This is a genomic window from Methylobacterium sp. JK268 (assembly GCF_054052225.1).
In genome coordinates this window covers 122,571-143,333 of sequence record NZ_JBSVZN010000008.1, presented here as the reverse complement: position 1 = coordinate 143,333, position 20,763 = coordinate 122,571, and the positions used below count along the sequence as shown (strand labels likewise).

Sequence of the window (20,763 nt, the reverse complement as noted above, 5' to 3'; positions counted from 1 at the left end):
TGGATGAACTGGCTGATCGTCCCACTCGGCACTTGAAGTTCTTCAGTGACCTGTTACCAGAGACTCTGATGTAAGGCTGCGTCGTTCCCAATCTGCGAGGATCCTCCGTGATCAAAAACACGATCGGTCTTCTCGTCCCAATGGCATTATCGCTGGCCGTCGGGATTGTTATCGGATTATCGATCTCTCCTCCCCCTTTCGATCAAGTAAATTTGTCAATATTTCGACGGATCAGGATTTCATTCGCGCGATTGAAAGACGAAGGCGATTCGATAAAAATATCAACTGCTACTGGATCGAATAAAGATGAGCAACGGATTTTTTTGGAGAAATACGGGTCATTATTGAGAGGACAAATACAAGAGCGCACGCATGACGTCGGCGGTGGTGGTTTAGTAAAAGTTAGATTTGTTGTATCGCATGCGGGGATTGTTGAGCAATCACGAATTACTGAAACGTCAGGCAATGGACATGTTGACGATGAAGTCCTTAGAATACTCAGATCGGGAGAGAAATTTGCGCGAATGCCGAGCGAACTCAACGTGGAGCGGCAGTCATTTAGTGTACCCGTCCTTTTCCGAGGAGATGAGCCTCGAACGGCGTCTGCCGCGACACAGGGAGTCGAGCTTCCTGCGCCGGTTCAAGGAGCAAGCCTCCCGCCAATCGCTGCCACGCCCGCTGTCACTGCGGGTACCTCCTCGCGCTCGGACACGGTGCCCCAGTTCTTCGATCGCGTCCCACATTATCGCCAGTTCCCGGCAGAAGGGATCTACCGAGGTCCCGACGCCCCAGCGCTCCTCGACACGCGGGACAAGGCCGCCTACCGCACACGCCTGCGCGAGGCTGCTCGGGCACCCATCAATTTCGGAGGCCGGTACACAATCGCGACTTGGGGGTGTGGAACTTCCTGTGAGACCGGTGCGATCGTCGACCACGTCACCGGGATAGCCGAGTTCCTGCCGACCACCGCAGTTGGTGGGCTCTCAAACGATGACCGATTTGAGCGATTCCGTTTCCGTTCGGACAGCCGCCTTCTAGTGGTGTCTGGCGGAGATGGAGACGACGGCCCCATGGGCATGCACTTCTACAGGTTCGAGCACGGTAAGTTCAGCAAGATCTTGTACCTGCCAATGCCTGAGGAGATGCCGGCCTGGGCTCAGGTCATGGAACGGGTCAGTGGGTGAGGCCGTCAAAGCAGTCCAGCCGTGGATGAAAGGTCGCCCGGCACGCTCATGAACGAGCCAATCAAATACATTATTTGAGGGCTGGTCAGAAGAATTTTTTGGCGACTTTCTTGCCATTACCTTTAAATTCGAGAGTTATTGACTCAACACCGTTTCCAGCTTTGCAGGTGAGAGAATAGAGGAATTCACCATCAGGTGAAGGTCGTGTTACGCATTCACCGGACGCTCGGTAGCTATCGCTGGAGCCGTCACCGCGTCCTGCCCGGATTGTGTCGATCGCGAGGACGTACCGGGTCGGGTCCAGTTGGCTGTCACGACCACCTGAGAGCATGATCGCTCCGTGGGGCAGAGGGATGTTCCATGCGGTCCGACCGTTTCGGAAATGCGCGTAGACGACTGAGGTGCAGGTGTAATTTTCACCTCGAATGACAAACTTCGAGCAGTTTCCTTGCGCTGAAATCATGCTCTGCAAATCGGGGATATTTTGCGAATTTGCCGATCCGGCATGAAAAAGCGTCGTTGCGATGACGCAGACCAGAGCGACAACTGAAGAGCGGATTGAACGCATGATCGTTTGTGGCCTTTCGGCTTGCCGTAATCGGGTCGGGAGTATATCGCGAATGAACCGATCAGGAAGGTCGATAAGAGTTTTTCACCGCAAATCAATGCCGCCAAGGAAACGATCATGAGAAAAGGATTGTTCTTGATCGCTGGTCTCGTTGCATTCGCTCCTGTTCGAGCGACTGCACGGCCATGCGTCGGTGTTTTTGTGCGTGACGCGTGCATGGTCGGCTCGGGCAACGGCCAACCGTGTGTCTATCCAAAGAAAAAAGGAGAAAAGGCGGACATCGTCGATCGTGATCCAGTTGATGGGGTCAAGGCGGTCGGCTTGTACAGGCTGGGTTCGTACCCAGCGCGGGATGTGAAGCTCGCACCCTGGTGCAAACTGGATTAGCTTTTCTGTCTCGATAGCCCGTGAGGACTACGTGCCGCGGACTTCATCGGGGCCGCGTGCCGGGACGCCACGCGCACACGCGCGCCGAGTCACTGACCCAGCAGCCGCCCTGCCGGACTACGGCCCCGAGGGGCTCGTGCGCGTGTGAGGCGGGTCCGGGGCCGGTCCAGTACGCGGTCGCCGTGCCACTACTCGGGTCGATGTCGACGGCAGCGAAGATCGCGCCCTCCTTCTGAAATCCGCCGCCCGGGTACAACCGGATGCGGCACAGCCCATCGCGGTAGGTCCGGCCGCTCACCTGGATCAGGCACTCCCCCGACACCGTCGCGTCGCTCATGGCGGGCGAGGCGACGAGGACGAATAGGACGGCGACAGGCAGGAGAGAACGGATCACGCGGGTCTCGTCGGTAGCCAGATCTCGACACTTGTTCGGCGATTGGGGTGGATAGTCAACGGAGCACGCGATCAACAAGCCCGACCGCGCAGTCGCGGAGGTCGTGGCGTGGCTCGTCGAACGCGCTGGGCTCAACCCGACAAGGCTCCACCGCCGCGCTCCGGGGAGTGGTCGAGCAGGCCCGGCGATCATCCGTGAGGAGATCAGGAAAGTCTCGTGTCTCCGATCGTCTCAGTTCGCGCACCATCCGGATCGGGTCAATGAGTTGGTCAGGCGGATCACCGTTCCCGGACACGCGCGTTCTGCGGCACTAAGTGGTCAAACAGGTCGGGATCATTCGGACGCGACATCGTACCTCGGGAAGCAACGCATAGCCTCCGCCAGCATTCGAACAGTCGGCGTTTCGTACCGTCGGGCCACCGACGCCTGCGCATGACCAGTAATTGCTTCTCTCAAGCGGGGATCGATGCCTGCTTCGAGAGCCTTCGTTTTCCAAGTGTGACGCCAACCGTGGTTAGGATGAACTCCTCTCGGAATATCAACCGATTTCCTCACCCACTCGGAGATTTTTGAAGAGACGATTTCTTTCGCTTACGTCGCAGCATTAGATCGATGGCGCATTTCATCGTAGAAGACCGGCCCATCCGGCAATGCGGCTACCTCTTCGACAAACCCTTGCTCGATCAGATGCTCATGAATCGGAACAGCACGAGGCAGTCGTGTCTTCGTTTCAACGAATTCGAAAATCCATTCGTCACCTTCTTTACGAATATTCTGCTTCAATAACCCCGTAATTTCAGAAATCCGAGCGCCCGTGTAGGCCGCGATCCACGGACACCAGCGACAGGCTCGCTCGAAGCTCGGATTCCGTCCACCGCGCCGGACGTCCCGCGCACGCCGCAGGATCGCTGAAATCTCGGAATGACGAAACGTCTTCTCCCGGCGGATGCCGACACGAGGTTGATCCAGCTTGATTTTCGCTGCCGAGTTTCTGGTCAGAATTCGCCCTCCCTGCCGTGTCGTTGCCCACCGAAAAATTGAGCTTACGGCGACCAGATCTGTGCGGTTTACAGATTCGGCCTTCACACCGTCTTGATTTGCGCGCTTCAGTGCCCATTCATAAATATCATCGCTGGAAATTTTATTGACATTTTTATCCCCAACGAATTTCGAAAGACTCTTTATGCTGGTGTAGTAACGTTTGATGGTACCTTTCGCAATTTTATCTTCATGATACCGCAACCAAAGAACCCAGAGTTCATTTACATCTATCGGCTTATCGCCTTCGTTTTGGACCGAAGCCCCATGATCTACATCAAGCAGCACTTGGTTGAGGAGACTGACGAAATTAACAATCGATTCCGCAAGCGTATTATGACCCTTAATCTCCGCGAATTTATGAAGAACCGATTTCACGCCGCGCGACCACTCGTCATGCACACTGCCGCGCTTTGCCGCCGACTGATCGCTGCGATCCGGACGCGTGTCGCGCGACAATTCCACATCCGTGGTCGGCTCACCGCCGGACGAGCCGTTGCGCCGCACATCGTCCCAGTAGCGGCGGAGCGCGGCGTCAGCCTCAGCGTGCCGCGCTTTCGCCTCCCGGTCATCACTCGTCCGGAGTGAGATCTGGACGACATCGCCGATCCGCACGGGCAACCGCTGCGCGCCGACCGGCAAGTCGACCACAACGCCACGAACTGCGGCAGCGACGTCCAGCGGCGTGCGCTGCCTCAGATACCAAGTCTTGCCTCCATGGAGGCGAATAGGCCGTGCCATACGTGTCCCCATGTGTGCACCCCATGTGTGAGACAGGGTGCGCGTGAGCCCAGGTCAAAACGTTGTCTGAAACGGGCGTAGGGAAACGGGGCACATCAAACAGGTGGTGCCGCTGGGGAGGATTGAACTCCCGACCTCGTCATTACCAATGACGCGCTCTACCACTGAGCTACAACGGCGAACCGGTGTCCGGATCAGGCGAACCGCCCGGAGGGCGGCGCCGCGGCGGGGCCGCCGAACACGGGAGGGGCTTTAGCGGATCGCCGCGGGCATTGCAATCGCGGCGTCGCAGCCACCGCGCGCCCTGTGGCGCGGGCGAGACACCCGGGCCCGCCGCCCCCGCGCTGGCCCGGCCCTTGCACCCGACGCGGCGCAAGGGAACGCCCATGGACATCGAACTCGTCGGCCTCACCAAGCGGTACGGCCACACCCTCGCGGTGGACGCCATCGACCTGAAGATCCGCTCGGGATCCTATTGCTGCCTGCTCGGCCCCTCCGGCTGCGGCAAGACCACGACGCTGCGGATGATCGCCGGGCACGAGACCGTGTCGAGCGGCGACGTGATCATCGGCCCGAAGGCCGTCGGCGACCTGCCCCCGGCTAAGCGGGGCACCGCCATGATGTTCCAGAGCTACGCGCTCTTCCCCCACCTCACCTGCCGGGACAACGTCGCCTTCGGACTGCGCATGCGCGGCGTGGGCAGGGCCGAGCGCCGCGCGCGCGCCGAGGCGATGCTGGCCCTCGTGCAGATGGAGGCCCTCGCCGACCGCCTGCCCGCCCAGCTCTCGGGCGGCCAGCAGCAGCGCGTCGCGCTGGCGCGTGCCCTCGTCACCGGGCCGAAGGTGCTGCTCCTCGACGAGCCGCTCTCCGCCCTCGACCCCTTCCTGCGGGTGCGGATGCGGACCGAACTCAAGCGCATCCAGACGGAACTCGGGCTCACCTTCGTGCACGTCACCCACAGCCAGGAGGAGGCGATGGCCCTCTCCGACCTCGTGGTGGTGATGAACGGGGGCCGGATCGAGCAGGCGGCGGATCCCCGCACGGTGTTCGAGCGCCCCTCCACCGCCTTCGTGGCCCGCTTCATCGGCGGGCACAACGTCATCACCCTCCCCGACCGGCGCGTCGCCGTGCGGGCGGACCGGATGCTGCTCGGCGAGGAGGCCGGACCGGACGCCGTGCCGGCCCGGGTGGTGGCGGTCGAGTACCAGGGCAGCAGCGTCCATCTCGCCCTCGACGCGCCGAACCTCGCGGCCGAGGCGGCGACGCCGCTCACCGCCATCCTCAGCGACAGCGCCTTCGCGGCCCGGCCGCTGGCGGCGGGCGACACGGTGCGGGTCGGCTGGCGGACGGGCGAGGCCCACCGCCTCGACGCGTGAGGCAACCCATTCATCGTCACGGGGAGACACGATGACCGACAGGCAGACTCAATCGGGGATCACGCGGCGCGGGCTGCTCGCGGGGGCGGCCGGCGCCGCCGCCGGATCGGGCGCCATCACCGGGTTCCCGGCCATCATCGCGGCCGAGCCGGTGACGCTGCGCTATCTCGGCACCGCCGTGAACCAGAGCGCCGACATCGCCCGCAAGGTGAAGGAGGATCTCGGGATCACGATCGAGTACGTCCCGGTCGTCACCGACGAGGTGGCGAAGCGGGTCGTCACCCAGCCGAACTCCTTCGACATCGTCGATTCGGAGTATTTCAGCCTCAAGAAGCTGATGCCCTCCGGCAACCTGGTCGGGATGGACGCCCGCAAGATCAAGTACGCGGACAAGATCACACCGGTCTTCACGAAGGGCGAGGTCGACGGCAAGACGATCGGCGACCAGGGCACCGCGCCCAAGAAGGTGTTCTACCTGGAAGGCCAGACCTCCACGAAGTTCGCGACCTCGCCGACGGAGTGGATCACGCTGATCCCGACCACCTACAACGCCGACACGCTCGGCATCCGGCCCGACCTGATCAAGCGGCCGATCACCAGCTGGAAGGAGCTCCTGAACCCCGAGTTCAAGGGCAAGGCCTCGATCCTCAACATCCCGTCGATCGGCATCATGGATGCCGCCATGGTGATCGAGGCCATGGGCGAGTACAAGTATCCCGACAAGGGCAACATGACGAAGGCGGAGATCGACCGCACCATGAAGGTGCTGATCGAGGCCAAGCGCGCGGGCCAGTTCCGGGCCTTCTGGCAGGATTTCAACGAATCCGTGAACCTCATGGCCTCCGGCGAGACGGTGATTCAGTCGATGTGGTCGCCCGCCGTCACCAAGGTGCGCTCCCAGGGCGTGGCCTGCACCTACCAGCCCCTGAAGGAAGGCTACCGGGCCTGGGCCTCGGGCTTCGGCCTGCCCAAGACCCTGTCGGGCAAAAAGCTCGACGCTGCCTATGATTTCATCAACTGGTTCCTCTCCGGCTGGGCCGGCGCCTACCTCAACCGCCAGGGCTACTACTCGGCGGTGCTGGAGACCGCCAAGGCGCAGATGGAGCCCTACGAGTGGGCCTACTGGATGGAGGGCAAGCCCGCCGAGAAGGACATCAAGGCCCCGGACGGCACCGTGATGGAGAAGGCCGGCGCCGTGCGCGACGGCGGCTCCTTCGCGCAACGGATGGGTGCCGTCGCCTGCTGGAACTCGGTCATGGACGAGAACACCTACATGGTGCGCAAGTGGAACGAGTTCATCGCCGCATGAGCGAGGCGATCGGGCGGGCGGCGGCCCTGCCCGAGGTCCCGGCGGCGCCCCGCGCCGCCGCGCCCGGGCTCGCGGCGGAGGAGCGGCGGCGCCGCCGCCTCGCCACCCTGCAGGCGGCGCCGCTGGCGCTCGTCTTCCTGGTGTTCTTCGTGGTGCCCCTGGCGCTCACGCTGATCGTCAGCTTCTGGGAGTACAACGAGTACGAGATCATCCCGTCCTTCACGCTCCAGAACTACGCGGACGTGTTCGACGGCTGCTTCTCGGGCGGCGACCTCTGCACCACTTTGCGCACCTACCTGTCGACGCTGAAGTTTTGCCTGCTGGCCTGGGGCTTCACGCTGACGATCGGCTTCACGGTCGCCTACTTCGTGGCCTTCCACGTGCGCACGAGCACGATGCAGACCGTGCTGTTCCTGCTCTGCACGATCCCGTTCTGGACCTCGAACGTGATCCGGATGATCGCCTGGATCCCGCTGCTCGGCCGCAACGGGCTCGTCAACGACGCGCTCATGGGCCTCGGCCTGACGCGCCAGCCGCTGGAGGGCCTGCTCTACTCGGACTTCGCCGTGGTGCTCGCCTTCGTGCACCTCGACACGGTGTTCATGATCGTGCCGATCTTCAACTCGATGATGCGCATCGACCGCGCCCTCCTTGAGGCGGCCCGGGACGCGGGGGCGAGCGGCTGGCAGACCCTCTGGACGGTGATCCTGCCGCTGTGCAAGCCGGGCATCGCCATCGGGTCGATCTTCGTGCTCACCCTGGTGATGGGCGATTTCGTCACCGTCGGCGTCATGGGCGGCCAGCAGATCGCCTCGGTCGGCAAGGTCATCCAGGTACAGATGTCCTACCTCCAGTTCCCGGCCGCTGCCGCCAACGCCGTGGTGCTGCTCGCGGCCGTGATCGTGGCGATCGCCGGCCTCACGCGCCTGATCGACCTGCGGCGGGAGCTCTGACATGGTCCGGGACGGCCCCCGCCCCCTCGCCTTCTACGTCCTCGCCGCCTTCTTCGCGCTGTTCGTGCTGTTCCTCTACGGGCCGACGCTGACGATCCTGGTGCTGAGCTTCCAGGGCCCGCAGGGCGGCCTGACCTTCCCGCTGAACGGTGTCTCGACCCACTGGTTCGCGCGGCTCTGGGCGGGGGTCGGCGTGATCGACATCTGGGCGGCCTTCCGGCGCTCCTTCGCGCTCGGTCTCGTGGTGATGGCGCTGACCGTCACGCTGGCGTTCTTCGCCGGGCTCGCCTTCCGCAAGGGGTTCCGCGGGCAGGGCCTGCTGTTCTACGCGGCGGTGGCGAGCCTGATCGTGCCCTCGATCGTGGTCTCGCTCGGGATCGGCCTGGAGTTCCGGCTCCTCGACGAGGGCATCAAACGCCTCGCCGCCTCCACCGGCTGGGGGTTCCTGCAGGAGCACGGCACCGCCATGGGGCTCTTCACCTCGGCGCTCGGCGCCCACCTCACCTGGACCCTGCCCTTCGGGCTCCTGATCATGTTCGCGGTCTTCAACCGCTTCAACCCGGCCTACGAGGAGGCGGCCCGGGATCTCGGCGCGGACGGGCCGCGCACGCTCCGGCACGTGGTGATCCCGATCCTGCTGCCCTCGCTCGTCGGCGTGGCCCTGTTCGGCTTCACCCTGTCCTGGGACGAGTTGGCGCGGACGAGCCAGGCGATCGGCGGCCGCAACACGCTGCCGCTCGAACTCCAGGGGCTCACCACCACGGTGACCACGCCGGAGATCTACGCCCTCGGCACGGTCACCACGGGCGTGTCGCTGCTGGTGATCGCGCTCGCCTTCACGACCTTCACCTGGCTGCAGCGGCGCCGGGCCCGGCGGACCGTCCTGCCCGGCGCCTGAGCGGCCCTCAGTACCCGTGCCGGTAGCGCCGGTGGCGGTAATAGCGGTGACGGCCGCGATACCCGGTCCGGTAGGCGCGGCGGCCCGGATCGATGCCGAGGGCGCCGTTGACGCCGCCCACGGCGCCCCCGACCGCCCCGCCGACGATCCCGCCCACCGGGCCGGCGATGCGGTCGCCCTCCGCGGCGCCGCGCCGGATGCCGCCCGGGATGCCCTGCGCCTGCGCGGCGCCCGCGACCGTGCCCAGGAGCAGCACGGCGAGGAGGAGAGAACGCTTCATGGTCGAGACTCCGTGGGGACACCGCCGCCCCGGTTGCCCCGGCGGCGGCTCACCCCCTCAACGGCTGAGCTTGCCGAAAGTGCCGCGACGGGCGCGCTGACGGCCCGCTCCACCACCGTCCGGTCGTTCGCTTCGCGATCCGGCTCCCGTCTCACTCCGCCGCGCGCAGGCGCGAATTTGGGGTCGCCGCCTCTCCGGCCCGCGCGCGGCGGACCGTGGAGCGGGCGGCGTCGATGGCGATGGTGGCCGCCATCATGGTCAGCGCCTCGGTGGGCCGGTTGAGGGCGTAGCGGGCGATGTTGCCCGCGAGGTCGTCGATCTCCGCGGCCATCGCGTCGAGGGCGTCGCGCTCCGTCGTCCGACGGGCCGCGGTGCGGATGTGCAGCAGGCGGCGCGTCGCGACCTCGACGCGCTCGCGGCGCAGCCGCCTCCAGCGCTGCCGCAGCCACGCGAAGGTGGAGCCGAGGCCGCCGCCCAGGAACGCGACGAGGTAGATCCAGGTCTCGTAGCGCTCGATGACGCTCTGCTGCTCGCGCTCGAAATAGTCGATGGCGCCCAGGTGGATCGGCAGCCGGGCGCTGGTCGCCGCCGCCGTCGAGTCGTAGCTCGGCGCGGCAACGGCGTTCGCGGCGGGCGTCGTCTCGGCGAGGCGGCTGCGCAACTCGAACAGGTGCTGCGTCACCTCGGCGGCGAGCGGGCGCGACAGGCTCTCGCGCGCCACCAGGCGGTAGGACGTGCCGACGGTGGCGAGGTCGTCCTCGGGCAGCTTCGGCTGGCCGCCGAACAGCCCCTCGGCCACGGTCACGGTCTGGTACTGCGGATGGCGCAGGGTGAAGCCGTCCCCGTCCTCGACGCCCAGCAGCCTCATCTTGCGGTTGCGCGCGGCGCCCCGCACAAGGCCGAGGATGCGGGAGGCCGCCGGCGTCGTCGGCGTGGTGAGGAGCACCAGCGCGTCGATGCGCTTGCCCGCGATCGCCGCCGCGATCTCGGATTCCTCGATCGGCACCAGCGTGACGGCGCGCGCGGCGTCCGCCACGGCCGGCGCGGCCTCGCCGGGAACGAGCCCGGCCTGCTCCAGCACGGCGCGGATCAGCGCCCCGTCCGAGATGCGCGCCGCCAGGATGCCGAGCCGGCGGCGACCGAGATCGGTGATCGCCTTGACCGGCGAGGGCTCGGGCACCGCGACCAGCAGGGCCTGCTCGCGCAGGATCGCCAGCGTGAGACCGTTGCCGGGCATCAGGATGTCGGGCCGGACCACCGCGAGGTCGGCCCGTCCGTCCTGGAGCGCCTGCGCGCTCTCCTTGACCCCGTCGAAGGCCAGGATCTTGAGGTGCACGCCCGTGCGCTGATGCTTGAGCGCCTCCGCGTAGGCGCGCAGCAGAACCGGCTCCGTGCCCCCGCTCGGCGCGACCGCAACCGTCAGGGTCGTCGCCCGGGTGAGGAAGAGGGCGAGGGCGCCCGCCGCCACCAGGACGATCGTGACGGCGAGGAAGAGGAATTCGTAGCCCCGGCGTCGCCTGCGGCCCATGGACCCCTCCCCCCTCGCGCGCTCAGGTTGCGGGGCGCTCCGCCGTGATCATGTAGTTCACCGCCGTGTCGCGCGCCGCGCCCCAGCGTCCGGTTAGAGGGTTGAAGACGACGCCGGTGACATCGGACACCGTGAGCCCGCCCTCCTCGACGTCCCGTGTCAGTTCGTCCGGCGTGACGAATTTCTCCCAGTCGTGAGTCCCCTTCGGCAGCCAGCCGAGCACGTATTCCGCGCCGACGATCGCCAGCGCGAAGGAGCGCATCGTGCGGTTGATGGTGGCGGCGAAGAGGAGCCCGCCGGGCCTTACCGCCGCGCAGGCCGTCCGCACGAAGGCGGGCCGGTCTGCGACGTGCTCCACCACCTCCATGGCGAGGACGACGTCGAATCGCTCGCCCGCCTCCACTGCGGCCTCGATCGTCTGGGCCCGGTAAACGACCGGAATGCCGGCCGCGTCCGCATGGGCCTGCGCCACCCGAACGTTGGTCGGAGCCGGATCGAGGCCGGTGACGGTGGCGCCCAGCCGGGCCAGGGGCTCTGACAGCACGCCGCCGCCGCAGCCGATATCCACGAGGGTGAGTCCCGCCAGGGGCGCCGACGCCCGCGGGTCGCGGCCGAGATGCCGGCAGACGGCGTCGCGGATATAGGCGAGCCGGACCGGGTTGAACCGGTGCAGCACCCGCATCGGGCCCGCCTCGTCCCACCAGGTGGCGGCGATCCGCTCGAAGCGGTCGACCTCGTCGCGGTCGATCGAGGGTCCGGTCGGTGCGCTCATGCGCCACTCACTCCAGGCTGTGCCCGCCCGCAGGTAGCGCATCGCGCGTCCTGCATGAACCCTCCCGCGCACGCACGATGACGTGCGAACGGCCATGTCGCCGGTGCGTCAGCCGGTCGGCGCTTGAGGGCGCAACACGCTCCTGCCGAGGTGCTGTGCAGCAGCCTCCGGCCGAGCGCAGGCACCCCTGACCGAAAAGAAGGGCGCGTTGGCGACCGCGTTCAAGCCTCCTTCGAGGCTCCCTCCGGACTCACCTTAGAATGATGTCCCACCGGCGCGGCGGACCCTGGCAGATGAAACCAGGACACACCGGCGTGGCGATGGGCATTCCCCTTTTCCGGTCGCATGCAGCGACAGCGGAATGCGACCCGGAAACCAGAGCAAGACTCCGCGAAGCGTCCGATCGTCAGCGACGGTTCCGGAAGCCGGAGCCGCTGCGCGGCGATTCCTGTGCTGGTTTCCGGATCTCCTTCCGCTGGCGCTTCAGTCGTCCGGAAAAGGGGGAGTCTGATGTGAGCCCAAGCCGTCTCCACCGCTCCGCGAGCCAGGTTGTAATTGGGAGGGAGGAGCACAGCCATCATCGAGGCTCCGCCTCGCGCCGTTCCGTCAGCGGCCCACCAACTCCCGCAGATACGCCTCCCGCGCCGCCGCCGCCGTGTGGCTGAAATCCGTGAACACGCCGTCGACCCCGAGCCGGAAGAAGGCGAGGTACTCCGCCCGCGGGTCGCCCGCGAAATCCGCCGCCAGGTATTTCGGCTCGTCTCGGAAGGTGAAGACGTGCACGAACAGCCCGGCCTTGTGCGCGTCGCCGATCAGGTTCGTCGGCGCCTGGGCCCGCGCCTGCGGGGTCGCGCCCTTGAACGGCGTGCCGTCGGGGTTGTGCTCGGGCCACGGGGCGATCTTGAGCGGCAGCACCATCGGCTTCCAGGGGCCGATCCCGTCCGCGTAGGTCTTGATCTCGGCGAGCCCCTGCGGCGTGAGCATCGCGCTGTACCAGCGCGGGTCGCCCGCCACCGTCCAGTCGAAGGGCCGGCTCTCGGTGATCTCGTCGTAGCGCACGGCGCCGGTCTTGAGGTCGACGCTCGGCGCGTCGATGAGCTGCACGATCCGGGTCTTCAGCCCGTGCGCGACGAGGTACTTCAGGCTCCCCGGCTCGAAGCTCTGCACGAAGATGGGCGCCGTCTTGGCGTTGAGCCCGTTCGCCTCGACGATCTTCAGGAGCGCGTCCTCGAGGGGCCTCTCGCCGGGGCAGCCGTTGGCGCGGGCCTGCGCGTTGTTCCAGGTCGGGTTCTTGGTCTCGGGATAGACCGCGATGGGCCGGCCGGTCCTCGCGCTCTCCGCCTTGGCGAGGTCGATGATCTCCTGGAAGCTCAGGACCGGGAAACGGCCGTTGAGGCTCTTCGGGCGCTCGGACGCGGCGTCGTAGGTGGTTCCCCCGAGCCACGCCTTCAGCTCGGCGAGGGTGAAGTCGGTGATCGACCAATCGCCCGTGTGGTCCTCGCCGTCGACGACGAGCGTGCGCAGGACCGATTTCGGATCCGCCGGATCGGTGAGGTCGGTGAGATACTCGGAGGGGCCGGAATCCGGCGTCTGCGGCCAGGCCACCTTCACCGTCCGGCCCGGCACGGTGCGGCGGCGGCGGGCCACCTCCGGGTTCGTGCGCGCGACCTCCGCCACGTTGGTGTTGTCGCTGAGCCAGGGATTGTGCCGGGCGACGAGGACGCAGTCCTTGGTGAGGTGCAGGTCCTCCTCGAAGGCGTCGGTGCCCAGATGCGCGGCGAGTTCGTAGGCGGGCGCGGTCTCCTCCGGCACGAGGCCCGGCAGCCCGCGATGGCCGATCACCAGGGGCGGCTTGCCGTCGAGGGTCGGCTGGTCCGCCGCGGCAGCGGCGGTGGCGGCCAGGGAGAGGACGAGGCCGGCGCGGCCGATCGACCGCCGGACGGAGCGCAGGGACATCGCGGATCTCCTGTGTGAGCCGAGTCGATCTAGGCGGTGCGGGTGACGCCCGCGTGACCCGGCGGGAACGCCCCCGCGGCGGCGCGACATTGACACGCCTTCCCCTCGCGTTTACCGGCCGCCCATTCCGCGGCGGCCCGTACGGCCGCCGCCCCGGCTAAGATCCTCGGTGCCATGCCCCGCCTGGTGATGAAGTTCGGCGGCACGTCCGTCGCCACGGTCGACCGCATCCGCAACGTCGCCCGCCACGTCTCCCGCGAGGTGCGGGCGGGCTACGAGGTGGCGGTCGTGGTCTCGGCGATGGCCGGCAAGACCAACGAGCTGGTGGCGTGGTGCAAGGAGGCCTCGCCCCTCTACGCCCAGTCCGAGTACGACGCCGTCGTCGCCTCGGGCGAGCAGGTCACGTCGGGCCTGCTCGCCATCGTACTCGCCGAGATGGGCATCAAGGCCCGGTCCTGGCAGGGCTGGCAGATCCCGATCGAGACCTCCGACCAGCACGGCTCGGCCCGCATCGCCAGGATCGACGGGGCGCGGCTCGACGCAGGATTCAAGCGCGGCGAGGTGGCGGTGATCGCCGGCTTCCAGGGCATCCACCCGGAGACGGGGCGCCTCACCACGCTGGGCCGCGGCGGCTCGGACACCAGCGCGGTGGCGATCGCGGCGGCGATCGGGGCGGAGCGGTGCGACATCTACACCGACGTCGACGGCGTCTACACCACCGATCCGCGGGTCGTGTCGAAGGCCCGGCGGCTCGAGCGCGTCGCCTTCGAGGAGATGCTGGAGATGGCCTCCCTCGGGGCCAAGGTGCTGCAGGTGCGCTCCGTCGAGCTCGCCATGGTGCACCGGGTGCCGACCACCGTGCGCTCCTCCTTCGACGACCCCGACGACGCCCGCCCCGGCACCCTCATCTGCGACGAGGACGATATCGTGGAACAGCAGATCATCACGGGCATCGCCTTCTCGAAGGACGAGGCCCAGATCACGCTCCGCCGGGTCAAGGACAAGCCTGGCATCGCGGCCGCCATCTTCGGCCCGCTCGCGGACGCCAACATCAACGTCGACATGATCATCCAGGTCGTGTCCGGCGACGGCGCGACCACCGACATGACCTTCACGGTGCCGGCGGCCGATTACGAACGGGCCCGCGCGATCCTCGACGCGCAATCGGACAAGATCGAGTTCGAGCGCCTGGAGGGCGCCACCGACGTGGTCAAGGTCTCGGCGATCGGGATCGGGATGCGCAGCCATGCCGGCGTCGCCGCCAAGGCGTTCCGGGCGCTCGCCGACAAGGGCATCAACATCCGGGCGATCACCACCTCGGAGATCAAGTTCTCGGTCCTGATCGACGCCGCCTACACGGAGCTCGCGGTGCGCACGCTGCACGCGCTCTACGGGCTCGACCAGGCCTGAGGGTTCCGACTTTCGAGCGCTCCGCCCGCGCCGCGGGACGGGGCGCTTGCCCGCCGGGCGCGGGAGTCGCTATACGGCCATGACAGGGCCGGTCCGGTCGCGCCGCGCGCACCTTCATCCTCCGGTTGCTCGGAACCGGGCCAGGCTCGCTCAAGGGGTGGAAGTCGAGACGATGCCCGCTGCGCCTGGAGGCCCGCGCCTGCTTCTGCGCCGCCTCCGTGAAGCCATGGCGGAGCCGGTCAGCGCCCAGGCGCGCCTCGACCGCATCGTCGTCATCATCGCGGCCAACATGGTCGCGGAGGTCTGCTCGGTCTACGTCCTGCGGGACGACGGCATGCTGGAGCTCTTCGCCACCGAGGGACTCAACCGCGAGGCCGTGCACCTCACGACGATGCGGGCGGGCGAGGGCCTCGTCGGCCTGATCGCCGCCACGGCCGAACCGCTCTCGCTCTCCGACGCGCAGTCCCATCCGGCCTTCTCCTACCGGCCCGAGACCGGCGAGGAGATCTACCACGCCTTCCTGGGCGTGCCGCTCCTGCGGGCCGGCAACACGATGGGCGTTCTGGTCGTCCAGAACCGCACCTACCGGGTCTATTCCGAGGAGGAGATCGAGGCGCTCCAGACCACCGCGATGGTGCTGGCGGAGATGATCGCCTCGGGCGAGCTGCAGGCCCTCTCCCCCGGCACCGTGAACGCCTCGCGCCGGCCGCTGGCGCAGGCCGGCGTGGCGCTGGCGGACGGGGTCGGGCTCGGCCACGTGGTGCTGCACGAGCCGCGCATCGTGGTGCGCAACCTCATCGCCGAGAATGTCGAGCGGGAGGTGGCGCGCCTCGACAGCGCCATCGCCGAGGTGCGCTCGGCGATCGACGACCTCGTCGAGCGCGGCGACGTGGCGGGCGCGGGCGAGCACCGCGAGGTGCTCGAGACCGTGCGCATGTTCGCCCACGACCAGGGCTGGCTGCGGCGGATGCGCGAGGCGGTGCTCTCTGGCCTCACCGCCGAGGCGGCGGTGGAGCGCGTGCAGTCGGACAACCGCGCCCGCATGCTCCGCCAGAGCGACCCCTACCTGCGCGAGCGCCTGCACGACCTCGACGATCTCGCCAACCGGCTGCTGCGGCAGCTCGTGGGCACGCAGATCATCGGCAGCGAGGCGATGCCCGAGAACGCCATCCTGGTCGCCCGCTCGATGGGCCCGGCCGCCCTCCTCGACTACGACCGGGCGCGCCTGCGCGGCGTCGTGCTGGAGGAGGGAGGCCCGACCAGCCACATCGCGATCGTCGCCCGGGCGCTCGGCATCCCGGCGGTCGGCGAGGTCGCGAACGCGACCGCGCTCGTCGAATCCGGCGACGCGATCATCGTGGACGGTGGCGCGGGCGAGGTGCAGATCCGTCCCGGCCCCGAGGTCGAGGCGGCCTACGCCGAGAAAGCCCGCCTGCGCGCGCGGCGCCAGGAGCAGTACCGGGCGCTGCGCGAATTGCCCTCGGTGACCCGCGACGGGGTGGCGATCGCGCTCCAGCTCAATGCCGGGCTGCTCGTCGACATGTCGCACCTGCACGAGACCGGCGCCGAGGGCGTCGGCCTCTTCCGCACGGAGCTGCAGTTCATGGTGGCCGAGCGCATGCCCTCGGCGGCCGAGCAGCAGAGCCTCTACGAGGCGGTCTACGCCGCGGCGGGCGACCTTCCGGTCACCATCCGCACCCTCGACATCGGCGGCGACAAGATCCTGCCCTACATGAAGGCGCCCGAGGAGGAGAACCCGGCGCTCGGCTGGCGGGCGATCCGCATCGGCCTCGACCGGCCGGTCCTGCTGCGGATGCAGTTGCGCGCCCTCCTCAAGGCGGCGGGCGGGCGCCCGCTCAAGATCATGTTCCCGATGGTGGCGACGGTGGACGAGTTCGTCCGCGCCAAGGCCATCGTCGAGCGCGAGAAGGCCCACCTCGCCCGTCACGGCCATCCCCTGCCCGAGGAGTGCCGGCTCGGCGTCATGGTCGAGGTGCCCTCGCTGCTGTTCCAGATGGACGAGATCGCGGAAGCCGCGGATTTCCTCTCGGTGGGCTCCAACGACCTGATGCAGTTCCTGTTCGCGGTCGACCGCGAGAACCGCCAGGTCGCCAACCGCTTCGATCCGCTCTCCGCGGCGGCTCTGCGCGCCTTCGGGCTGATCACGGAGCGGGCCGCTGTGGCCGGCACGCCGGTCACGGTCTGCGGCGAGATCGGCGGGCGGCCGCTCGAGGCGATGGCGCTGATCGGGCTCGGCTACCGTGCCCTGTCGATGTCGCCCGCCGCGATCGGCCCCGTGAAGGCGATGGTGCTCGCGCTCGACGCCGCGGAGGTCGCGGCTTTCGTCAAGGACGAACTCGCGCGCACCGGCGACGGGACCTCCCTGCGGCCGGCGCTCGCTGCCTTCGCGGAGGCCCGCGGCATCCCCGTCTGAGCCTGCGCCGAGGCGGGGGTTGCACTCTTCGGCGTCTCGCCAGCCGGCGCAGACCTGCTATACGCCACCCTCCCGGCCGGCGGCGCGCACGGCCGCCGCGGGCTGAATCCGGCCAGGCCCGAGCCCATATAACCGTTCCGATGATCGCGATCCCATCCGAAAAGCTCGACGCCATTCTGGCGCGGCACGACATCGTCACCGCGACCCTCAGCGCCGGCGAGGCCGATTCCGAGAGCTTCGTCCAGCTCTCCCGCGAACTCTCCGACCTCGACGACGTGGTGGCGGCGATCCGCGCCTACCGGTCGGCGGAAGCCGAGCTGCGCGGCGTCGAGGCCATGCTGCAGGAGGGCGACCCCGAGATGCGGGCGCTTGCCGCCGAGGAGAAGCCGGAGGCCGAGGCGGCCCGCGAGGCCGCCGCCAAGGCGCTGCAGATCCTGCTCCTGCCCAAGGATTCCGCCGACGAGAAGAGCGCGATCCTCGAGATCCGCGCCGGCACCGGCGGCGACGAGGCGGCGCTGTTCGCGGGCGACCTCTTCCGCATGTACGCGCGCTACGCCGACCTGAAGGGGTGGCGGATCGAGACCATCTCGGAGAGCCCCGGGACCATGGGCGGCTACCGCGAGGTGGTGGCCGAGGTGAAGGGCCGCGGCGTCTTCGCCCGGCTGAAATTCGAGAGCGGCGCCCACCGGGTCCAGCGCGTACCCGAGACCGAGACGCAGGGGCGCATCCACACCTCGGCGGCCACCGTTGCGGTGCTGCCCGAGGCCGAGGAGGTCGACATCCACGTCAACGAGGCGGACCTGAAGATCGACACCATGCGGGCGCAGGGCGCGGGAGGCCAGCACGTCAACAAGACGGAATCGGCCATCCGCATCACCCACGTGCCGAGCGGCATCGTGGTCTTCGTCCAGGAGGAGCGGTCCCAGCACAAGAACCGCGCCCGCGCCATGGCGGTGCTGCGCGCGCGGCTCTACGAGCAGGAGCGCAGCCAGAAGGACGCCGCCCGGGCCGCCGACCGGCGGGCCCAGGTCGGCAGCGGCGATCGCTCCGAGCGGATCCGCACCTACAACTTCCCGCAGGCGCGGGTCACCGACCACCGCATCAACCTCACCCTCTACAAGCTGGAGGAGGTCCTGGCCGGCACCGCCCTCGACGAACTCGTCGACGCCCTCGTGACCGAGCACCAGGCGGCGCTCCTCGCCGCGGAGGGGCTCGGGTGAGCGCGCCGATCGCGGCGGGGCTCGCGCGCGCGGACGCGCAGGGACGGGCGGCGGCCTTCCTGGCGGAGAACGGCATCGAGACCGCCGCCCTCGACGCCCGGCTGCTGCTGCTCGACCGGCTCGGGCTTCGAACCGTCGACCTCGTCCTCGCCGGAACGACGCCCCTCGACGAGGCCGAGGCCGGGGCGCTGTCCGCCGCGCTGGCGCGACGGGCCGCGGGCGAGCCCGTCGCGCGGATCCTCGGGTCCTGGGAGTTCTGGGGCCTGCCCTTCCGGCTCTCCCCGGCGACGCTGGTGCCGCGCCCGGACACCGAGACCGTCGTGGAGGCGGCGCTCGCGCTGGGCCATCCCCGGAACGCCCGCCTCCGGCTCCTCGACCTCGGCACCGGCACCGGCTGCCTCCTGGTGGCCCTCCTCAGCGAGTGGCCGCTCGCCCGCGGCGTCGGGCTCGATCGGTCCCGCGAGGCCCTTCTCACCGCCCGCGACAATGCGCACCAGAACGGCGTCGGCGCCCGCGCGTTGTGGCTGCAGGGCGATTGGGCGGCGTCCCTGACCGGCCGCTTCGACGTGGTCGTCGCGAATCCGCCCTATATCGCCACCAGAATCATCGAGGGTCTCGCCGACGAGGTCCGTCTTCACGACCCGCGCCTCGCCCTCGATGGCGGCACCGATGGACTTGACGCCTACAGGTCGATTCTCGGGCAGGCCGGGACGTTGCTGGGACCGGAAGGACGACTGATCGTGGAGATCGGGTACGACCAGGAGGAGGCGCTGCGTCACGTCGCCGAGGCCGCCACGCTGCGGGTGATCGAGGTCCGGCGCGACCTCGCGGGCCATCCCCGGGCGGTGGTCCTGGCTTCTGCGGCAGATTCCTCAAGTTCCTGATGCCGTTGCGCGCAATTTCGCTTGGCTCGGCCGGCCGAACCCGCTAGGGTCGCGACGCAGATCGTGAACGGTCCGGTAAGACAAGCCTGGCTAAGTGAGGCACGTTTCTCCAGGCACGGAACTTGGACGATCTTCCCCACCGGACAGACCAAGGGGCATGAAGCGGTCCGGTTCGGTGGTCCGTACTGACACGTGCTGGGCGACCCGATTTCGCGTGAGCCCGCGGCCGTGCAGTGAACGACGGACATCGTCGCGGGACCGCGGACGGGCCTGACGGTCTGCCGGACTGCCGCAGACGCGCTGTCCGTCCCGTGGTGTCCCCATGAGTTTCAAGTCGAACGAGGGTCAGTCGAGACCGATGAGACCAAACCAGAACCGGCGTATGCGCGGCCGCAACCGCAACAACAAGGGCCCGAATCCACTCACCCGGGCCTACGAATCGAACGGTCCCGACGTTAAGATCCGCGGAACGGCCCAGCACATCGCCGAGAAGTACGCGCAGCTCGCGCGGGACGCCCAGGCCAGCGGCGACCCGGTGATGGCTGAGAACTACTTCCAGCACGGCGAGCACTACGTGCGGATCATCGCGGCGGCGAACGAGCAGTATCGGCAGCAATTCGGCGGCTTCCGTCAGCCCTTCGACGAGGACGACGAGGGCGACGACGAGGGGATGCAGGCGAACGGCTACGGCCCCGGCGCCGAGCGCGGCGGCCACGGCTACGCGCCGAACGGCTACGGCCAGCCCGACGACTACGTCGACCCGGCCCAGCAGCCGCAGCCCTACGAGGCCCGGGACGACCGTTCCGGCCGCTTCGACCGCCAGCAGGACCGGCAACAGGACCGTCGCGACCGCTTCCAGAATCGCGAGCGGCCGCAGCGCATGGACCGGCAGGACCGTCCCGAGCGCCAAGAGCGTCAGGACCGACCCGAGCGTCAGGACCGGCCCGAGCGGCAGGATCGCCCGGAGCGTCAGGATCGCCCGGAGCGTCAGGACCGGCCGGAGCGGCAGGCAGAGCCCCGCCAGGAGTTCCGGGGTGAATCCCGTCAGGACGGCTACCGGGAGAACGGCCGGGCCGAGGGTGCCCGCAGCGAGTTCCGCCGGGAGCGGCCGCGCCGCGAGGAGCCGCGCCAGGACCTGCCGGCCGCCGAGGAGACGGGGCTCCCCGCCTTCCTGATGAACCCGGTGCGCCCGCCCGCTCCCGCGCCCGCCACGCCCGAGCCGATCGAGGAACCCGCGATCGCCGGCTCCCCGCCGGTCGACGCGGAGGCCCCGGCCCGGCAGCGCCGCCGCCGCCGCACCCGCTACGAGGGCGCGGCGCCGGAAGGCACCGAGGGCGGCAGCGACTTGTTCCCGAAGGCCGCCTCGGACGCGCCCTCGGAGTGAGCGCCCCCCACCCTCCCCCTCTGCGGGGAGGGTCGTCGGCCGTATCA

16 protein-coding genes and 1 tRNA gene are annotated in these 20,763 nt (G+C 68.2%); 10 read left to right on the top strand and 7 right to left on the bottom strand.

Translation table 11 applies throughout. The annotated features are described in order from the left end of the window. The first annotated feature begins 107 nt into the window (after window positions 1-107). A complete protein-coding gene (locus ACW9J6_RS10615) occupies window positions 108-1,184 on the top strand; it encodes an energy transducer TonB family protein (protein ID WP_457116436.1) in 1,077 nt (358 codons plus the stop codon). 85 nt (window positions 1,185-1,269) lie between these two features. On the opposite strand, the gene ACW9J6_RS10610 is transcribed toward ACW9J6_RS10615, so the two are convergent. The 3 genes from ACW9J6_RS10610 to ACW9J6_RS10600 all read right to left on the bottom strand — a co-directional run bounded on the left by ACW9J6_RS10610 (window position 1,270) and on the right by ACW9J6_RS10600 (window position 4,491). Next, the gene (locus ACW9J6_RS10610; protein WP_457116435.1) at window positions 1,270-1,752 is read right to left on the bottom strand and encodes a hypothetical protein; all 483 of its coding nucleotides are present in this window, start codon (window positions 1,750-1,752) and stop codon (window positions 1,270-1,272) included. Between the two features lie 1,372 nt (window positions 1,753-3,124). Beyond that, on the bottom strand, window positions 3,125-4,324 hold the full coding sequence (locus tag ACW9J6_RS10605; protein ID WP_457116434.1) for a DUF6538 domain-containing protein: 1,200 nt from the start codon (window positions 4,322-4,324) through the stop codon (window positions 3,125-3,127). Between the two features lie 92 nt (window positions 4,325-4,416). Next, a tRNA-Thr gene (locus ACW9J6_RS10600) sits at window positions 4,417-4,491 on the bottom strand. 207 nt (window positions 4,492-4,698) lie between these two features. On the opposite strand from ACW9J6_RS10600, the gene ACW9J6_RS10595 reads away from it, so the two are divergent. Genes ACW9J6_RS10595 through ACW9J6_RS10580 form a run of 4 tightly spaced genes read left to right on the top strand, consistent with a single transcriptional unit; the run spans window position 4,699 to window position 8,848 of the window. Then, entirely contained in the window at window positions 4,699-5,688 is a 990-nt protein-coding gene (locus ACW9J6_RS10595; protein ID WP_457116433.1) for an ABC transporter ATP-binding protein, read from the top strand. Window positions 5,689-5,719: 31 nt separating this feature from the next. After that, window positions 5,720-6,997, top strand: a complete 1,278-nt coding sequence (locus tag ACW9J6_RS10590; protein WP_457116432.1) for an ABC transporter substrate-binding protein — start codon at window positions 5,720-5,722, stop codon at window positions 6,995-6,997. After that, the gene (locus ACW9J6_RS10585) at window positions 6,994-7,950 is read left to right on the top strand and encodes an ABC transporter permease (RefSeq protein ID WP_457116431.1); all 957 of its coding nucleotides are present in this window, start codon (window positions 6,994-6,996) and stop codon (window positions 7,948-7,950) included. Before ACW9J6_RS10590 ends, ACW9J6_RS10585 begins: the two co-directional genes overlap by 4 nt. A gap of 1 nt (window position 7,951) precedes the next feature. Next, window positions 7,952-8,848: an ABC transporter permease gene (locus tag ACW9J6_RS10580; RefSeq protein ID WP_457116430.1), complete on the top strand. Its 897-nt coding sequence runs from the start codon at window positions 7,952-7,954 to the stop codon at window positions 8,846-8,848. Window positions 8,849-8,855: 7 nt separating this feature from the next. Here ACW9J6_RS10580 and ACW9J6_RS10575 read toward each other — a convergent pair whose 3' ends face one another. The 4 genes from ACW9J6_RS10575 to ACW9J6_RS10560 all read right to left on the bottom strand — a co-directional run bounded on the left by ACW9J6_RS10575 (window position 8,856) and on the right by ACW9J6_RS10560 (window position 13,384). Beyond that, the gene (locus ACW9J6_RS10575; protein WP_457116429.1) at window positions 8,856-9,128 is read right to left on the bottom strand and encodes a hypothetical protein; all 273 of its coding nucleotides are present in this window, start codon (window positions 9,126-9,128) and stop codon (window positions 8,856-8,858) included. Between the two features lie 151 nt (window positions 9,129-9,279). Next, window positions 9,280-10,656 (bottom strand): TAXI family TRAP transporter solute-binding subunit, encoded by a 1,377-nt coding sequence (locus ACW9J6_RS10570; protein ID WP_457116428.1) that lies wholly within the window; start codon window positions 10,654-10,656, stop codon window positions 9,280-9,282. 22 nt (window positions 10,657-10,678) lie between these two features. Beyond that, a complete protein-coding gene (ubiG, locus tag ACW9J6_RS10565; RefSeq protein WP_457116427.1) occupies window positions 10,679-11,428 on the bottom strand; it encodes a bifunctional 2-polyprenyl-6-hydroxyphenol methylase/3-demethylubiquinol 3-O-methyltransferase UbiG in 750 nt (249 codons plus the stop codon). 606 nt (window positions 11,429-12,034) lie between these two features. Next, complete coding sequence (locus tag ACW9J6_RS10560; protein ID WP_457116426.1) at window positions 12,035-13,384, bottom strand: glycerophosphodiester phosphodiesterase family protein; 1,350 nt, start codon at window positions 13,382-13,384, stop codon at window positions 12,035-12,037. 174 nt (window positions 13,385-13,558) lie between these two features. On the opposite strand from ACW9J6_RS10560, the gene ACW9J6_RS10555 reads away from it, so the two are divergent. The 5 genes from ACW9J6_RS10555 (at window position 13,559) to ACW9J6_RS10535 (ending at window position 20,716) form a co-directional block, all read left to right on the top strand. Further along, a complete protein-coding gene (locus ACW9J6_RS10555; protein WP_457116425.1) occupies window positions 13,559-14,794 on the top strand; it encodes an aspartate kinase in 1,236 nt (411 codons plus the stop codon). Between the two features lie 172 nt (window positions 14,795-14,966). Beyond that, on the top strand, window positions 14,967-17,228 hold the full coding sequence (gene ptsP / locus ACW9J6_RS10550) for a phosphoenolpyruvate--protein phosphotransferase (RefSeq protein ID WP_457116424.1): 2,262 nt from the start codon (window positions 14,967-14,969) through the stop codon (window positions 17,226-17,228). 140 nt (window positions 17,229-17,368) lie between these two features. Then, window positions 17,369-18,448: a peptide chain release factor 1 gene (prfA, locus tag ACW9J6_RS10545; RefSeq protein ID WP_457116423.1), complete on the top strand. Its 1,080-nt coding sequence runs from the start codon at window positions 17,369-17,371 to the stop codon at window positions 18,446-18,448. Continuing rightward, window positions 18,445-19,332: a peptide chain release factor N(5)-glutamine methyltransferase gene (gene prmC / locus ACW9J6_RS10540; protein ID WP_457116422.1), complete on the top strand. Its 888-nt coding sequence runs from the start codon at window positions 18,445-18,447 to the stop codon at window positions 19,330-19,332. Before prfA ends, prmC begins: the two co-directional genes overlap by 4 nt. A gap of 382 nt (window positions 19,333-19,714) precedes the next feature. Further along, on the top strand, window positions 19,715-20,716 hold the full coding sequence (locus tag ACW9J6_RS10535; RefSeq protein ID WP_457116421.1) for a DUF4167 domain-containing protein: 1,002 nt from the start codon (window positions 19,715-19,717) through the stop codon (window positions 20,714-20,716). The last annotated feature ends 47 nt before the right edge of the window (window positions 20,717-20,763 follow it).

Coding starts and splice junctions, on each gene's coding strand:
- ACW9J6_RS10605 (WP_457116434.1), bottom strand. CDS start 4,324: ATGGGGACACGTATGGCACGGCCTATTCGCCTCCATGGAGGCAAGACT.
- ACW9J6_RS10595 (WP_457116433.1), top strand. CDS start 4,699: ATGGACATCGAACTCGTCGGCCTCACCAAGCGGTACGGCCACACCCTC.
- ubiG (WP_457116427.1), bottom strand. CDS start 11,428: ATGAGCGCACCGACCGGACCCTCGATCGACCGCGACGAGGTCGACCGC.
- ACW9J6_RS10585 (WP_457116431.1), top strand. CDS start 6,994: ATGAGCGAGGCGATCGGGCGGGCGGCGGCCCTGCCCGAGGTCCCGGCG.
- ACW9J6_RS10535 (WP_457116421.1), top strand. CDS start 19,715: ATGCGCGGCCGCAACCGCAACAACAAGGGCCCGAATCCACTCACCCGG.
- ACW9J6_RS10610 (WP_457116435.1), bottom strand. CDS start 1,752: ATGCGTTCAATCCGCTCTTCAGTTGTCGCTCTGGTCTGCGTCATCGCA.
- ACW9J6_RS10570 (WP_457116428.1), bottom strand. CDS start 10,656: ATGGGCCGCAGGCGACGCCGGGGCTACGAATTCCTCTTCCTCGCCGTC.
- ACW9J6_RS10575 (WP_457116429.1), bottom strand. CDS start 9,128: ATGAAGCGTTCTCTCCTCCTCGCCGTGCTGCTCCTGGGCACGGTCGCG.
- ACW9J6_RS10555 (WP_457116425.1), top strand. CDS start 13,559: ATGCCCCGCCTGGTGATGAAGTTCGGCGGCACGTCCGTCGCCACGGTC.
- ACW9J6_RS10580 (WP_457116430.1), top strand. CDS start 7,952: ATGGTCCGGGACGGCCCCCGCCCCCTCGCCTTCTACGTCCTCGCCGCC.
- ACW9J6_RS10560 (WP_457116426.1), bottom strand. CDS start 13,384: ATGTCCCTGCGCTCCGTCCGGCGGTCGATCGGCCGCGCCGGCCTCGTC.
- ptsP (WP_457116424.1), top strand. CDS start 14,967: ATGCCCGCTGCGCCTGGAGGCCCGCGCCTGCTTCTGCGCCGCCTCCGT.
- ACW9J6_RS10590 (WP_457116432.1), top strand. CDS start 5,720: ATGACCGACAGGCAGACTCAATCGGGGATCACGCGGCGCGGGCTGCTC.
- prfA (WP_457116423.1), top strand. CDS start 17,369: ATGATCGCGATCCCATCCGAAAAGCTCGACGCCATTCTGGCGCGGCAC.